This window comes from Methyloversatilis sp., from assembly GCF_965284615.1.
Classification (GTDB): Bacteria; Pseudomonadota; Gammaproteobacteria; order Burkholderiales; family Rhodocyclaceae; genus Methyloversatilis.
Window position 1 is genome coordinate 3,918,160 of the sequence record NZ_OZ260098.1, and the last position, 14,868, is coordinate 3,933,027.

The following is a 14,868-nucleotide window of genomic DNA, read 5'->3' on the forward strand; positions in this document are numbered from 1 at the left end:
AAGCGCACAAAGCGGCGTCAGCCACGCACCGGCATGCGGTCGATCAGCATCTGGTTCAGCGACTGGGCGAAGGCGCGCCAGGCGAGCGCAAGATCGACACGGATGCGCGCGACGTAGTCGGGCGACGGCGCGTGTTCGTCGGGAAAGTTGGAAAGTGCACAGGACGTGCGGTTGTGCTGCAGCGCCTCGCCGACCAGCCAGTCGCTGAAACCGGAAAAGGGCGCCAGCAGCGATGGCGTCAGCGCGCAGCGGCCACGCTCGATGGCGACACCGCTCAGGTCGAAGTCCAGCGCATCGATGCGGCGCAGCGCCTCGGCATAGACGTGGTCGATCACCGCACACAGCACAGCGTGCGTCATGTCGATGCTGCGCTGTGCGCTCAGTGCACGCACCACGCTCTGCCGGTACAGCTCGCCGGCCTGATTGCGCTGCGCGCCCACCCAGTTGACGAAGTCGGCGACGCTGCTGTCGTTGGCCGGCGACGGGGGCAGCGCGAGCGGCACCGCGATCAGCCGGTTGGCGACGCGCGCCGCGGCGTCCAGCGCGCCTTCGAGATAGCCGGCACCGCGCGTGGCCGTCTCGCTGCCGGCCAGGTGCAGGCGGCCGGACCAGTACGGCGCGGCCAGCAGCGACAGGTCATCCTCCGGATGCCCTCCGGGCTCGGTCAGGTCGAGCGCGCTGCAGGTCATCGGCTCCCGGGCCCAGTCGCGCAGATGCAGTTCGCCCTCTTCCACCGCCGGGCCGAACAGCTGCGCGAACTGGCTGCGCACCATCAGTTCGAGCGCCGGAGCGCTGGCTGCACGCAGCGCCGGCGACAATGCGACAAAGCCGCCCAGCGCCGCTGCTTCACCGCTGGCGTCACAGGCGTCGAACACCTCGCCGAGCACGGCCTGCGGATGCGACACGAAGGCGTTGCCGGACAAACCGCCGCGACGCCAGTGCGCGCTGTCGGAGCGAACAAAGGCCTTGGCCTGCGCCGCCATCCAGGTCGGCTGGTCCTGCATGGCCTGCACCAGCGACGCGTCGAGCGCCGGCTCGAACACGATCTGTTCCGCCGCCAGCCGCGGCGGCAGCGCGAGGACGACGCTGCGCGCGGCGATGACGAAGGACTCGCCGCCTCCGGTGCAGTGCACCTCGACGCGATCGCCGCGCGCGACCAGCCGGCGGACCGTGCAGCCGGTACGCAGGCGGTCGTGCGACAGCCGGCGCAGCAACGCACCGGTCAGCGCCGCCATGCCGCCGACCAGTCGCCGCGCGCCATTGTGTATCGCCTCGCTGCCCAGCGTTTCCGGATTGGCGTCCGGCTGTCGCAGATGCAGCACGACGCCCTCGTCATGCTGTGGAAAGGTTTCCAGCCCCAGATCCGCGATCAGCCTGACCATGCGCGGCTGCGACTGCGGCCAGTACCAGCCGGGGCCGAGATCGAGGGCGGCCGCGCCCGCTGCTGCGGGCACCGTATCCACACGACCGCCGGCGCGCGGCCGGGCCTCGACCAGCAGCACGCTGCGTCCGGCCGCCTCCAGGCGGCGGGCGAGCTCCAGGCCACAGAGACCGGCGCCTACGATGAGGGTGTCGAGCATGGGGCGCTCCTTTCAGCTTCAGATCGGTTCATCGGATGGGTAGCGATGTTCAGCAAACATCGAGCCACCGGCGATCTCGCCCACGCCGCCCCGGCCTCGCCTCCGCGGGCACGACATCCGCGTCGCGTTTGTCGCAGATGCAACAGCGTGTCGGCCGTCAACCGGCATGCTGTGAGGCATCTGGCGCATCCGCACCCGCCCCGCTGGCGGCCGGCCGACGACGGCCGACTGCGTCGCTGGCTGACGCTTGCCCGATTCTTGCTGCGCACTTGCGCAACCGCGGAACGCCACCATGAATGCACCTTTGCCCACGCCACCGCTGTCGCCGCTCGAATCGCTGCGCCTGAGCAACAGCTACGCCCGGCTGCCGGCCGCCTTCCACACGCGACTGCCTCCCACGCCGCTGCCGGCCCCGCATCTGATCGCGGCCAGCGAAGACGCCGCGTCGCTGATCGGGCTCGATCCGCAGGAGACGGCGCGCGCTGAGTTCGTCGAGCTGTTTGCGGGCAACCGTCTGCCGCCGGGCGCCGAGCCGCTTGCAGCGGTCTATTCCGGCCACCAGTTCGGCAGCTGGTCAGGCCAGCTGGGCGACGGCCGGGCGCATCTGCTGGGCGAGGTCGATACGCCGCACGGCCCGCTTGAACTGCAGCTGAAAGGCGCCGGGCCGACGCCCTACTCACGCTTTTCCGATGGCCGCGCCGTGCTGCGTTCGTCGATCCGCGAATTCCTCTGTTCCGAGGCGATGGCGGCCCTCGGTGTGCCGACCACGCGCGCGCTGTGCGTGATCGGCTCGCCGCTGCCGGTGCAGCGTGAAAGTACGGAGAGCGCCGCGGTCGTCACGCGCATCGCACCCAGCTTCGTGCGCTTCGGCACCTTCGAGCACTTCAACGCCGCCGACGACGTTCAACATTTGCGCTTGCTGGCCGACTACGTGATCGACCGCTTCCGTCCGCATCTGCGCGACAGCGCTCGTCCCCATGCCGCACTGCTGGCCGACGTCGCGCAGCGCACCGGCGAACTGGTGGCGCACTGGCAGGCGATCGGCTTCATGCACGGCGTGATGAACACCGACAACATGTCGGCGCTTGGGCTGACGCTGGATTACGGACCGTTTGCCTTCATGGATGACTTCGATGCCGGCCGCATCTGCAATCACTCGGACACTTTCGGCCGCTATGCCTTCCGCACCCAGCCGCGCATCGCGCAGTGGAACCTATACGCGCTGGCCGATGCACTCGGCCCGCTGATCGGCCACCCCGATCTCACGCGCGCGCTGGTCAACGAGCACTTCCAGCCGGCTTTCGACAGCCGCTTCGCTGCGCTGATGCGACAGCGCCTCGGCTTCGCCGTCGCACAACCCGGCGACGACGACTTCATCGGCGCGACGCTGGGACTGCTGCAGCTGCAGCGCGTCGATTACACCCGCTTCTTCCGCGCGCTGAGCGAGCTGCCGAGGCGCGTCGCGCGCGAGGATCGCGCAGCTCGCGACGCGCCGTTGCGCGACCTGTTCGCCGACCGCGAAGCCTGCGACGCCTGGCTGCTCGGCTGGCGCGCCCGGCTGGCCGGCGAAGCCAGCATCGATGCGCAGCGCCAGCTGGCCATGCGCGCGGCCAACCCCTGCTACGTGCTGCGCAACTGGATGGCCGAGTCGGCGATCCGGCGCGCCCGCGACGGCGATTTCGGCGAGGTGCGGGCGCTGCACGACTGCCTGCGCCGTCCCTTCGACGAACGTCCGCAGTACGCGCACTACGCCGCGCCGCCGCCCGACTGGGCGGACGGACTGACCGTCAGCTGCTCAAGCTGAACACCTCGATCACCACTCACCTGGAGCTGTCATGGACCTCATCTACAAGACCCGCGTCTTCAGCCAGGGCGGCCGCAACGGCCGCGTGCAGAGCGAAGACGGCCTGCTGAAACTGGACCTCGCCGCGCCGGCAGAAATGGGCGGCAAGAAGCCGGGCGTCAATCCGGAGCAGCTGTTCGCCGCCGCCTACGCCGCCTGTTTCGAGAACTCGGTGCGCCACATCGTGCGCGCCGACCGGCTGCCGGTGAAGGGCTGCATGGTCGAGGCCGAGGTGTCGCTGTTCAAGAACTTCGAGGAGGCCTACCGCATGGCCATCCGCTTCACCGCCGTGCTGCATGGCATCGACCAGCCGACTGCAGATTCGCTGGTGGAGCGCGCGCTCAAGGTGTGCCCCTACACCGACGCGACGAAGAACAACGTGACCGTCAGCGCCGCCGCGGTGCTCGAAGATCCGGCGCTGGCCTGAGGAGAAGCCGATGAGCTCGGAAACCGGATACTTCATCGACTGGAACGGCAATGCGCGCAGCGTGCAGGACGCGGGCGGCAACTTCACGGTCGAGGTTGACATGCCGTCGAAGTACGTAGCGCTCTACTCAAAGAGTGGCACGCTGATGCACGAGGCGACCTTCTACCGGACGCTGGAGGACATCGCGAAGAAGGGCATCGCCGCCGAACTGGTGCCCGGCGCCCACCCCTGGGGCATGCGCAACGAGTGGTGATCGGGCTGCGGGGCATTTGCCCCGCAGCGCCGTCAGAAGCGCCGCACCTCGATGTCGTACTTCTTCAGCGCATAGCCCATCTGCCGCGGCGTGATGTTGAGCAGGCGGGCGGCCTTGGCCTGCACCCAGCCGCACTGTTCCATCGCCCACACCAGCCGGTCGCGTTCGCCGTCCGGCTTGTCATCGGTCGGCGCCGGGCGCGACACCGGCACGGGCTCGCCCGGCGGGCTACAGGACTCCGCCTCGGCCGCGGCGGACTCCACCACCGGCGACACCGCGTCGTCCTTTTTCACGAAGTGCAGTACCTGCGTCAGGCAACGATTGGCCGAACAGGGGAAGTCGGACGCCTCGATCGCGTCGTGATGCGCCATCGTTGCGGTGCGCTCGATGCAGTTCTCCAGCTCGCGCACATTGCCCGGCCAGTAACAATGCATCATCACCGCCTGCCCGCCCTGGGTGAGCTTCATGTTGCGGTCGTTCTCGCGGTTGAAGCGCTCGAGGAAGTGCTGCGTCAGTGCCGGAATGTCTTCCCGCCGCTCGCGCAGCGCCGGCAGGAAAATGCTCACCACATTGATGCGGAAGTACAGGTCGGCGCGGAAGGTGCCCGCCGCCACCATCTTTTCGAGGTTGCGGTTGGTCGCGCAGATCAGTCGCACATCGACCTTGATCGGCTTGCTGCCGCCGACGCGCTCGAACTCCCGCTCCTGCAGCACGCGCAGCAGCTTGGTCTGGAAGGCCGGCGAGATGTCGCCGATCTCGTCGAGGAAGAGCGTGCCGCCGTCGGCCAGTTCGAAACGGCCCTTGCGTTCGCCGGTGGCGCCGGTGAAGGAGCCCTTCTCGTGGCCAAACAGTTCCGATTCGAGCAGTGACTCGGACAGCGCCGCACAGTTGAGCTTGATGAAGGGGCCGGACTTGCGCGTCAACAGTTCGTGGATGGCGCGCGCAATCACTTCCTTGCCGGTGCCGCTCTCGCCGCGCAGCAGCACGGTCGAACGCGACGGCGCAACCTGGTGCGCCTCGGCGAATACCTCCTGCATGCGCGGCGAGGCACCGACCACGTTGTCCAGCTTGAAACGGCCGCGCGGTACATCGCGCCGCGCCTGCTTGGCCTGATGCAGCAGGCGTTCGTGCTCGTCGGTCACCACGCGCTGCAGCGCCACCGACTGCCCCATCAAGTTGGCGGCCATCGACAGCACGCGCACGTCACTGCCGAAGCCGCCGCGGCGCGATACCACGCGGTCGGCACACAGCACGCCCAGCATGTCGGCACCGGCGCGTATCGGCACGCCGATGAAAGCGATGGTTTCGTCACCGGCGTCGTCGAGCGCGCCGGTGCGGTTCAGGAACAGCGGTTCTACCGAGATATCCGGCACCACGACCGGCGAGCCCGAGGCGAACACGCGGCCGATGATGCCTTCGCCCGACCGGTAGCGCCCGCTCGACCACTCCTTGACCGACAGGCCGACCGCCGCGGCCAGGCTGAGCGCCTCGCCGTCGTCCTCAACCAGCGCGATCATCATGCGTCTGAAGTCGAGGTAGTGCGACAGCACGTTCAGTGCTTCGCGCAGGGTCTTCGTTACGTCCAGAGACGAGCTGAGTATCTTGCTCAGCTCATACACGGTCACCAGTTCAACATTCGCGCGCGCATTCGTCTCGATGCCGTTCGCAGTCATGACAGCCCCCGATTGCTTCCCGAGGCGATGCCGGTCGTGCCGGCACGCCCTTCCATTCAGTGGCCCCTGCGTCTTTTCTTATTGTCGGGGAACGGTCGGCAGTACAGCCGGCCACGGCGGAAATCCACATGCGCTTCTCCACGCCTCGCAGCATGAAGCAAGGTGCGTACCCAGCGTCGCAAAGCGGTCAAGCGTAAGACGCCCGCGTAACAGCGCGCCGGAAAGCCGTTTGCGGGCAGGCACTTGGAAACGGGTCGGGCGATCGGCCGGCGGGTGCGTCCGCTTTGGTGCAAGGCGTCACAAAACGGTGCCACGACAGCGCTTGTCGGACTTGTCGCAAACAGCACAGGAGGGCAGCCGCGCCCCGGCAGCGACGAAACGCACCGAAAGCGCGCTGGACCGACGTTGAACGGCGGCAAGCGGATCGCTACCCGGCGGCTGGCACGAGGATTGCGAGATACCCGGCGGGAGGGAAGAGACATGACGGTCAGGGATACCCGGGTGGTGCAGGTCAACGGCACCCGCGTCACCGTCGGCGTCAACAGCGCGCCGGCCTGCAGCGGCTGCCGCGCGCAAACTGTCTGTGGCAGCGCGCCGAACACCCTGCACCAGTTCGAACTGCCCGCTGCGCAGGCCGCTTCACTGCAGCCCGGCGACCTTGTTGCACTCGGCATCGACGACGATGCGCCGCTGCGCGCCGTGATGCTGGCCTATCTGCCGCCGCTGGCCGGCCTGCTCGGCGGCATCGGCGCCGGCAGTGTGGCCGCCCTGCCGGATGTCGCCGTGCTCGCCTGCGGCGGCAGCGGGCTCTGCTTCGGTGCGATCATCGCCCGCCTGCTCGCCGGACACTGGCGGGAGCGCTGGCGGCCCAGAATCTGCGGCAGCCGTGACTGAGGCCGACGATCAGGCCAGTGCTGGCGGTCTGGTCGAAGCGAGGAAATCGCGGCGCGCCGCCGGATCGAGCTTGGCGCAAGCGCGGTTGAGCCCGCTCAGGATGGCCAGCACCGACGCAGTCACGATGTTCCGGTGCATGCCGGCGCCAAAGGTGCTGCCGGGCAGCCCGTCGATGACGAATTCGGCGAAGGCCACCGCCGCCGCGTCGGCGCCGTGGCCGATCGCGCGTTCCTCGTAGTCGTGCAGGCGGGCGGGCACCTTGAGCGCGTCGATCACGGCAGCGATCGGGCCATTGCCACGGCCCGCCAGCGTGCGTTCGACGCCCTCGGCCTTCACCACCAGTTCGATGCCCTGCTCGTCGCCGATCTCGCTCAGATGATGGGTGACATACTCGAACGGAAGCGCTGGCTCGAAGTACTGCTGCGCGAACAGCTTCCAGATGTCGGCGGCGCGCACTTCCTGCCCGCTGGCGTCGGTGAGCTGCTGCACGGCGGTGCTGAATTCGACCTGGAGCCGGCGCGGCAGCGTGACGCCGTATTCGCTTTCGAGCAGGAAGGCCACGCCGCCCTTGCCCGACTGGCTGTTCACGCGAATGATCGAGTCATAGGTGCGGCCGACGTCGGCCGGGTTGACCGGCAGATAGGGCACTTCCCAGATCGCGTCCGGCCGCTGTGCGGCAAGGCCCTTGCGGATCGCGTCCTGATGCGAGCCCGAAAACGCGGTGAACACCAGGTCGCCGGCGTACGGATGACGGGCGTGCACCGGAATCTGCGTACATTGTTCGACCGTGCGCGCGATGTCGTTGATGCGCGAAAAATCGAGGCCCGGATCCACACCCTGGGTGTACAGATTGAGCGCCAGCGTTACGAGGTCCACATTGCCAGTGCGCTCGCCGTGGCCGAACAGGCAGCCTTCGATACGGTCGGCGCCGGCCATCACCGCCAGCTCAGCGGCAGCGACCGCGGTGCCGCGGTCATTGTGCGGATGCACGCTGAGGATGACCGATGCGCGGTTGGCCAGATTGCGGTGCATCCACTCGATCTGGTCGGCGTAGTGGTTGGGCGTGGCGATCTCCACCGTCGCCGGCAAGTTGATGATGACCGGCCGCTCGGGCGTACCGCCCCAGGCCTCGACCACCGCGTCGCACACCTCTTTCGCGAAATCGAGTTCGGTCGCGGTGAAGGTTTCCGGGCTGTACTGGAAGGTCCACTCGGTATCCGGCTGCGCGTCGGTCAGGCGCTTGATGAGCAGGGTGCTGTTGACCGCAAGCTGCTTCACCTCGTCGCGGCTCATGTCGAACACGACACGGCGGAAGGTGGACGAGGTCGCGTTGTAAACATGCACGATGGCGCGCTTCGCGCCGCGCAGCGATTCGATGGTGCGTTCGATCAGGTGCGGTCGCGCCTGCGTCAGCACTTCGATGGTCACGTCGTCCGGGATGTGGCCGCCTTCGATCAGCGTACGCACGAAGCTGAAATCGGTGTCGGACGCCGACGGAAAGGCGACCTCGATCTGCTTGAAGCCGATCTCGACCAGCATCTTGAACATGCGCATCTTGCGTTCGCCGTTCATCGGCTCGAACAGGGCCTGGTTGCCATCGCGCAGGTCGGTGGACATCCAGATCGGTGCGCGGGTGAGGGTTTTCGACGGCCACTGCCGATCGGCGAGCGCGATCGGGGTAACGGGACGGTATTTCGTATTCGGCTGCTTCAACATGATGTGCTCCGGCAAATGGGAAGGATGGGTGGCCGGAATGCAGGGCTGTCAGGCGGCCACGGGGTTCCTGGCCTGACAACCGCTGCGCAGTCGCAGCATCGGGAAGATCTGATAAAGCTCGAACATGATGGGAACGCTCCGGCAAAACGGAATTCACCTCCCGGTCCATCGACCGGAGGCAGGCACTGCACGACAGGAGGGGGGAGTTTTATGTGCGCGCGGGGCGCAGCAGCAGACCCGACGCGAGCAGCGTCGAGGAGAGGAACAGCAGTTGGGTCTGGTGCGAGAGCATGGGCTCGACCATAGGCAAGCCGTGAAAAGCTGTGAACCCTGAATTTCGCCGGCAAGCGGCTAGAATTGTGTTCTTTCGCCAGACCGTGGTCTGGCCCAAGCATGAAGCGGACATCCTGCCGGCTGCCGCCCATGCCCTGGCAACGACACTCATCCTCAGGTTTCTCTGCTGCCCACCATGTCCGAACGCAACGCACCCGCCCCGGCTTCGAATTTCCTGCGCGCCGTCATCGAGAAGGATCTGGCCAACGGCACCTACGCCAGCCGCCGCTGGGCGCGCAGCCCGGGCGACGCCGCGCATCACGCCGCCGGCGAGCCCGACCCGGCGAAGATCCGCACCCGCTTCCCGCCGGAGCCGAACGGCTATCTGCACGTCGGTCACGCCAAGTCGATCTGCCTGAACTTCGGCCTGGCGCGCGATTACGGTGGCGTCTGCCACATGCGCTTCGACGACACCAATCCGGAGAAGGAAAGCGTCGAATACGTCGAATCGATCAAGGACGCGGTGCAGTGGCTGGGCTTCGGCTGGGACGCCTTCGGTGCGTCGCAGCTCTACTTCGCCAGCGACTATTTCGACTTCATGTACCGCGCGGCGGAATACCTGATCACCGCCGGCCACGCCTACATCGACCAGCAGACGCCGGACGAGATGCGCGCCAACCGTGGCACGCTGACCGAGCCGGGCAAGGATTCACCGTGGCGCAATCGTCCGGCCGACGAATCGCTGGCGCTGTTCCGCGAAATGCGCGACGGCAAGCACGCTGACGGGGCCATGGTGTTGCGCGCGAAGATCGACATGGCCAGCCCCAATATCAACATGCGCGACCCGGCCATCTACCGGATCAAGCACGCGCATCACCACAACACCGGCGACACATGGTGCATCTACCCGATGTACACCTACGCCCACCCGCTGGAAGACGCGGTCGAAGGCATCACCCATTCGATCTGCACGCTGGAATTCGAGGATCAGCGGCCGTTCTATGACTGGGTGCTGGAACGTCTGGCCGAAGGCGGCCTGCTGGCTCATCCGCTGCCCAAGCAGTACGAGTTCGCACGGCTCAACCTGACCTATGTCGTCACCAGCAAGCGCAAGCTGATGCAGCTGGTGACGGAGAAACACGTCAGCGGCTGGGACGACCCGCGCATGCCCACCATCGTCGGCCTGCGCCGCCGCGGCTACACGGCGGAGGCGCTGCAGCTGTTCGCCGAGCGCATCGGCGTGTCCAAAGCCGATTCGTGGATCGACTATTCGACGCTGGAGGGTGCGCTGCGCGACGACCTCGACGGCCGCGCCGCCCGTGCGATGGCGGTGCTCGATCCGCTCAAGCTCAAGCTCACCAACTGGGATGCACTGTTCGCCGGCAAGGAGGCCGAGCCCTGCTCCGCGCCGGTGCATCCGCACCACCCGGAACGCGGCACACGCAGCTTCAACCTCACACGCGAAGTGTGGATAGAGCGCGAAGACTTCATGGAAGAAGCGCCCAAGGGCTACCACCGCCTGTTCCCGGGCAACAAGGCGCGGCTCAAGTACGGCTACGTGATCGAATGCACCGGCTGCGAGAAGGACGCCGACGGCCGAATCACCGCGGTACTGGCCACGCTGGTTCCGGACACCAAGAGCGGCACGCCGGGCGCCGACAGCGTCAAGGTGAAGGGCGTCATCACCTGGGTCAGCGTGGCCGAGGGACTGGCGACCGAAGTGCGGCTGTACGACCGGCTGTTCACCGAGGCGCACCCGGACGCCGGCGGCCGCGACTTCCTCACCGTGATGAATCCGGATTCGGTGAAATCGGTACAGGCCTTCGTCGAACCCGGCCTGGCCACCGCCGCGGCCGACGACAAGTTCCAGTTCGAACGTCACGGCTACTTCGTCGCCGACCGCGTCGATTCGGTCGAAGGCCGCCCGGTGTTCAACCGGGCCGTCACATTGAAAGACAGCTGGAGTCGTTGAGGTCGGGGCAACCCGGCGGCGGCACCCGGCGCAGCGTCGGTTTTTTTTACATCCGGCTCGACCCGCCCAAGGACCGGATCGGCTGCAAGGCAGGCTGCGCCCCGATGCATGCCGATGCAGCGATGCAGGCACACGGCTTGCTAACAGTTTTTGACATTTATGAATCCGTCGGCCGGTCCGGCTTGCGACGGGTGACGACAACCTTCGTGCAGGGAGTGTCCCGATGAAATCGATACGCAGCCTCTTCGCCGCAACGCTGTTTGCCACCGCCCTGCCGGCGCTCGCCGTGATCCCCAACGTGACCGACCAGGAGTCGTCAGAGCGCAACAACCTGATAGCAACCTTCGGCCAGAGCGGACTGGCGCAGTCCTTCAAGCAGATGGCAGACAACGTGTCCGGCGCCGGGATCTACCTCCTCCTCGCCAGCCCGGAGGAGTCGGCGAACGTGACCATCGAACTGTGGAGCAAGCTGCCGAACCAGGGCGGCAGCCTGCTGGCCGGCGGCTCGGCACTCGGTCTTGGTCCGGGCTGGGTGGACGTGTTCTGGACGCCCGTAACAGTTACGCCGGGGGACACCTACTTCCTGGTCTTCTCCGGCCCGTCCGCATTGGGTCTGGCGGGCAGCACGCTGAACCCCTACCCGAAAGGACAGACATTCGCGACCTCGGGCTATGCAGGCTTCCCCAACTTTGACTACACCTTCCGCACTTTCGCTGCGGCCGTACCCGAACCCTCGACCTGGGCTTCGATGGTGGGTGGTCTCGGCTTGCTCGCGCTGCTTGCAGCGGCCCGCCGCCGCGCCTGATCCTTCCGGGGAGCGCGCCGCAGCGCTCCCTTGTTAAATGTCGATCCAGGACGTCCCCCTCCCGCAGGCTTACCGGCTGCTCAACCACGGTCCTACCGTGCTGGTGAGCAGCGCAGCCGGCGCGCGCCGCAACGTGATGGCGGCGGCCTGGTGCATGCCGCTCGATTTCGACCCACCCAAGATCGTCGTCGTGATCGACAAATCGACCTTCACGCGCGAACTGATCAGCGCCTCGGGAGAATTCGCGATCAACGTTCCGCCTCGCGCGCTGCTCGACGCCACCGTCGCAGCTGGCAGCGACAGCGGCCGCGACACAGACAAGTTCGCGGCTCTGGGCCTCGTCACTTTCGCGGCGACACAGATCGCCGCGCCGCTGGTCGCCGGCTGCGTCGCCTGGCTCGAATGCAAGGTCGTGCCGGAAGCCCACAACCAGGACCGCTACGATCTGTTCATCGGCGAGGTGGTGGCGGCGCGCGCGGACGGTCGGGTGTTCCGCAACGGGCGCTGGCATTTCGACGACGACGCGCTGCGCACGCTGCATCACGTCGCTGGCGGCGCCTTCTTCACGACCGGTGGGGCGGTCGGCGGCAGCTGAACTTTCGCGCCTGTAGCGCGCTCCCAAGACGGCTGTTCACACAACCCCGTCGATGGAGCCCGCCATGCGCCGCCTGCTCGCCTCCTCCTGCTGTCTGCTGGCCCTGAACGCCCACGCCGGCGGTTCGGCCAGCGAATTCGGATCCGCCTTCTATACCGGCCTGTCGATCAGCGTGGTGCAGGTGCGCGTTGCCAATGAGGCAGGCAAGGGTTTCTTCGGTTCGGGGGTGGTGGTCGCAGAGAACGAGGTGATCACCAACTGTCACGTCACGCGTCAGGGCGTGCGCATCGAGGTTGCCAAGGGCGCGCTGGTATTTCCGGTGTTCGGCCAGAAAGTGGATATGGCCAACGACCTCTGTCTGCTGCGTACCGGGCCAATGCCACTGCGCACCGTCGCGCTGCGCGACGCGGCGTCGGTGCAGCCGGGTGAAAAGTCCTTCTACTACGGCTACTCGGGAGGGATAGAAGCCTTCTTTGCGCCGGGGCGGGTCGCGACGCTGCATCCGCACGACGGCAGTGCGGTGTTCGAAACGTCCAGCGGTTTCGCGCTCGGTGGCAGTGGCGGCGGGCTGTTCGACGCTGACGGTCGCCTGATCGGCATCACCACCTTCCTCGCCTCCGGCCACTCGGGTGGCTACTTCGCGATGCCGGCCGACCTGATCCACCGGCTGCGCAAGCAACCCGAATCCGACATCGCGCCGATCTCGGGTCTGGCGCTGTGGGAAAAGCCGGACGCGGAACAGCCCTGGTTCCTGCGGGTGGCGCGCCTCGGTGCGCTGTCGCGCTGGCAGTCCGCCGCCGATCTGGCGCTGGAATGGACGCGCGCAGAACCGGACAACGCCGATGCCTGGCATCAGGCCGGCGTCGCGCTGCTGCGCGACCAGCGGCCAGTCGAGGCAAACGAGGCGCTGCAGCGCGCCCGCATGCTGTCGCCGGACCACCCGGACGTACTCTTCCATCAGGCACTGGCGCTGGCGCGCAGCGGCTCGACCGAGGCCGCCCGCGAAGCGCGGGACCGGCTGGCCCTCGCGGACGCCGAGCTGCTGGGCAAACTGGATCAGGCCTTAGACTGTTCGGCCTACTGCTAAAGACATACAAACGCACTAAACTCCGTCGGATACAAGAACTTGAAGATCGACGGGGTCATCGGTGTCGCCCAGACTTTCCCTGCTGCTCTGCATCTGTGCAGTCCAGTTGTCGTTCGCCGACGCGCGCGCGGAGGAGAGTGCCGACGGCCCTCGCTTCGAGGTGCGCGCCTACTCGCTGGCCGGCGGAACGGTTTTCCGGCCGGGGGAAATCGACGCCATGCTGTCGCCCTACACCGGCGCCGAAGTGGGTTTCGGGCAGCTGGAAGCGGCGCGCGCCGCACTGCAGGCCGCCTACCACCAGCGCGGCTTCGGCGCCGCCCAGGTCAGCATTCCGGAACAGGAACTGAGTGGCGGCACCGTCGTGCTGGAGGTGCTGGAGCCGAAGCTGACCGAAATCACGCTGCAGGGCGCCAAACACCACGACGAAGAAAACATCCGCGCCAGCCTGCCCGCTCTGGCAGACGGTCGCATGCCGAACACGACCGACGTGGCGCGCCAGCTGTCGCTGGCCAACGAGAATTCGTCAAAGCAGACCGATGTGACCTTCAAGTCCGGCCGCAAGCCGGGCGAGATCGCGGCGACGATTTCGGTGGCGGACGACAAACCGCTGCGCCGCTTCGTCACGGTCGACAACAGCGGCACGCCATCGACCGGCACCCACCGCGTCGCGATCGGGCTGCAGCACGCCAACCTGTTCAACCGCGACCACGTCGCGACTTTCCAGTACACGACTTCGATAGAGAAGCCGTCCGAAGTGACCATCTTCGGCCTCGGCTATCGCATTCCGCTGTATAGCAGTGGCAATTCGATCGACCTTGTCGCCGGTTACTCGAGCGTGAATTCGGGCCAGGTACAGGTGCTGAACTCAACGGCGAGCGTGTCCGGCGCTGGCCGCATCTTTTCCGCCCGCTACAACTGGCACCTGCCACGCGATGGCGAACTGACGCAGCGCGTCAGCCTCGCAGCCGACTGGCGCGATTTCGACAGCAGTTTTGTCCTGGAGAACGTGCCGGGCAGTCTGGTCCCGCGAGTGATCACCCATCCGGTCAGCCTGTCGTGGAGCGGCAACTGGCGCAACGACCTGCGCGAAGCGGGTCTGAACGTCAGCTATGCACGCAACCTGCCCGGTGGCGAACACGGCCGCGACAGCGATTTCGCCGCCTCACGCGGCGGCGCCAACGCGCGCTTCGCGGTGATCCGGGCGGGTGCCTCATGGCTGCAGTTGCTGTCCAGGGACTGGCGCGTGCGCCTGCAGGCACAGGCGCAGTACACCAACGACGAACTGGTTTCGGGCGAACAATTCGGTATCGGCGGCGCCGATTCGGTGCGCGGCCTGCGCGAGCGCGTGCTCGCCGACGACCGCGGCTGGCGTGTCAGTGCGGATCTCGATACACCGGCCTGGGTGCACGACACCTGGGTGATGCGCGGCGTGCTGTTCGCCGACACCGCCCACCTCTATCGCGTACGCCCGCTGGCCGGCGAAGAGGCCAGTCAGGCAGTTTTTTCGGCAGGCGTGGGTCTGCGCGTTAACTTTTCCACGTGGCTATCTGGGCGGATCGACTACGCTCAACTTATTGACGGAGCAGGAAGATACGACTCCGGAAGTCACCGCGTGCACGCAACGTTCAGCCTGAACTTCTGACCGCCTGAAGGCCACCTCCCGGTGGCGCGCGGCCGGTTCCGGCGAAACACCCCGAATCGCGAAAAATTCGCGCATGCAACGTCTGTCTGCGCGACACGAAGCAGCTGC

At 66.9% G+C, this 14,868-nt stretch carries 12 protein-coding genes; 9 read left to right on the forward strand and 3 right to left on the reverse strand.

The annotated features are described in order from the left end of the window. Positions 1-17: 17 nt before the first annotated feature. Positions 18-1,580, reverse strand: a complete 1,563-nt coding sequence (locus ACQ66H_RS18690; RefSeq protein WP_430435265.1) for a flavin monoamine oxidase family protein — start codon at positions 1,578-1,580, stop codon at positions 18-20. Positions 1,581-1,872: 292 nt separating this feature from the next. Between ACQ66H_RS18690 and ACQ66H_RS18695 the strand changes: the two genes are divergently transcribed. The 3 genes from ACQ66H_RS18695 to ACQ66H_RS18705 are packed head-to-tail and all read left to right on the forward strand — an operon-like array spanning position 1,873 to position 4,103. Further along, complete coding sequence (locus tag ACQ66H_RS18695; RefSeq protein WP_430435267.1) at positions 1,873-3,384, forward strand: protein adenylyltransferase SelO; 1,512 nt, start codon at positions 1,873-1,875, stop codon at positions 3,382-3,384. 31 nt (positions 3,385-3,415) lie between these two features. Further along, entirely contained in the window at positions 3,416-3,850 is a 435-nt protein-coding gene (locus tag ACQ66H_RS18700; protein ID WP_304000514.1) for an Ohr family peroxiredoxin, read from the forward strand. Positions 3,851-3,860: 10 nt separating this feature from the next. Next, positions 3,861-4,103: a hypothetical protein gene (locus ACQ66H_RS18705; RefSeq protein ID WP_430435268.1), complete on the forward strand. Its 243-nt coding sequence runs from the start codon at positions 3,861-3,863 to the stop codon at positions 4,101-4,103. 32 nt (positions 4,104-4,135) lie between these two features. Here ACQ66H_RS18705 and nifA read toward each other — a convergent pair whose 3' ends face one another. Beyond that, a complete protein-coding gene (nifA, locus tag ACQ66H_RS18710; protein ID WP_430435269.1) occupies positions 4,136-5,776 on the reverse strand; it encodes a nif-specific transcriptional activator NifA in 1,641 nt (546 codons plus the stop codon). Positions 5,777-6,256: 480 nt separating this feature from the next. On the opposite strand from nifA, the gene ACQ66H_RS18715 reads away from it, so the two are divergent. Next, entirely contained in the window at positions 6,257-6,670 is a 414-nt protein-coding gene (locus ACQ66H_RS18715) for a SoxR reducing system RseC family protein (RefSeq protein ID WP_430435270.1), read from the forward strand. Positions 6,671-6,679: 9 nt separating this feature from the next. On the opposite strand, the gene leuA is transcribed toward ACQ66H_RS18715, so the two are convergent. Continuing rightward, positions 6,680-8,386: a 2-isopropylmalate synthase gene (gene leuA, locus ACQ66H_RS18720; RefSeq protein WP_430435271.1), complete on the reverse strand. Its 1,707-nt coding sequence runs from the start codon at positions 8,384-8,386 to the stop codon at positions 6,680-6,682. Between the two features lie 469 nt (positions 8,387-8,855). Here leuA and ACQ66H_RS18725 point away from each other — a divergent pair, with 469 nt between their 5' ends. From ACQ66H_RS18725 to ACQ66H_RS18745, 5 genes are all read left to right on the forward strand, one after another. Continuing rightward, on the forward strand, positions 8,856-10,631 hold the full coding sequence (locus tag ACQ66H_RS18725; protein ID WP_430435272.1) for a glutamine--tRNA ligase/YqeY domain fusion protein: 1,776 nt from the start codon (positions 8,856-8,858) through the stop codon (positions 10,629-10,631). Between the two features lie 223 nt (positions 10,632-10,854). Then, positions 10,855-11,436, forward strand: coding sequence for a PEP-CTERM sorting domain-containing protein (locus ACQ66H_RS18730; protein WP_019916600.1), 582 nt, complete (start codon positions 10,855-10,857; stop codon positions 11,434-11,436). A 37-nt stretch (positions 11,437-11,473) separates the two neighbouring features. Then, positions 11,474-12,031 (forward strand): flavin reductase family protein, encoded by a 558-nt coding sequence (locus ACQ66H_RS18735; RefSeq protein WP_019916599.1) that lies wholly within the window; start codon positions 11,474-11,476, stop codon positions 12,029-12,031. A gap of 64 nt (positions 12,032-12,095) precedes the next feature. After that, on the forward strand, positions 12,096-13,118 hold the full coding sequence (locus tag ACQ66H_RS18740) for a trypsin-like peptidase domain-containing protein (protein WP_430435273.1): 1,023 nt from the start codon (positions 12,096-12,098) through the stop codon (positions 13,116-13,118). A gap of 106 nt (positions 13,119-13,224) precedes the next feature. Then, the gene (locus ACQ66H_RS18745; protein ID WP_430435274.1) at positions 13,225-14,760 is read left to right on the forward strand and encodes a ShlB/FhaC/HecB family hemolysin secretion/activation protein; all 1,536 of its coding nucleotides are present in this window, start codon (positions 13,225-13,227) and stop codon (positions 14,758-14,760) included. Positions 14,761-14,868 lie beyond the last annotated feature (108 nt).

What these genes read in the sequence shown, in the direction of transcription:
- ACQ66H_RS18735 (WP_019916599.1), top strand. Translation starts at nt 11,474, where the DNA reads ATGTCGATCCAGGACGTCCCCCTCCCGCAGGCTTACCGGCTGCTCAAC.
- ACQ66H_RS18725 (WP_430435272.1), top strand. Translation starts at nt 8,856, where the DNA reads ATGTCCGAACGCAACGCACCCGCCCCGGCTTCGAATTTCCTGCGCGCC.
- nifA (WP_430435269.1), bottom strand. Translation starts at nt 5,776, where the DNA reads ATGACTGCGAACGGCATCGAGACGAATGCGCGCGCGAATGTTGAACTG.
- ACQ66H_RS18695 (WP_430435267.1), top strand. Translation starts at nt 1,873, where the DNA reads ATGAATGCACCTTTGCCCACGCCACCGCTGTCGCCGCTCGAATCGCTG.
- ACQ66H_RS18740 (WP_430435273.1), top strand. Translation starts at nt 12,096, where the DNA reads ATGCGCCGCCTGCTCGCCTCCTCCTGCTGTCTGCTGGCCCTGAACGCC.
- ACQ66H_RS18700 (WP_304000514.1), top strand. Translation starts at nt 3,416, where the DNA reads ATGGACCTCATCTACAAGACCCGCGTCTTCAGCCAGGGCGGCCGCAAC.
- leuA (WP_430435271.1), bottom strand. Translation starts at nt 8,386, where the DNA reads ATGTTGAAGCAGCCGAATACGAAATACCGTCCCGTTACCCCGATCGCG.
- ACQ66H_RS18715 (WP_430435270.1), top strand. Translation starts at nt 6,257, where the DNA reads ATGACGGTCAGGGATACCCGGGTGGTGCAGGTCAACGGCACCCGCGTC.
- ACQ66H_RS18730 (WP_019916600.1), top strand. Translation starts at nt 10,855, where the DNA reads ATGAAATCGATACGCAGCCTCTTCGCCGCAACGCTGTTTGCCACCGCC.
- ACQ66H_RS18690 (WP_430435265.1), bottom strand. Translation starts at nt 1,580, where the DNA reads ATGCTCGACACCCTCATCGTAGGCGCCGGTCTCTGTGGCCTGGAGCTC.
- ACQ66H_RS18705 (WP_430435268.1), top strand. Translation starts at nt 3,861, where the DNA reads ATGAGCTCGGAAACCGGATACTTCATCGACTGGAACGGCAATGCGCGC.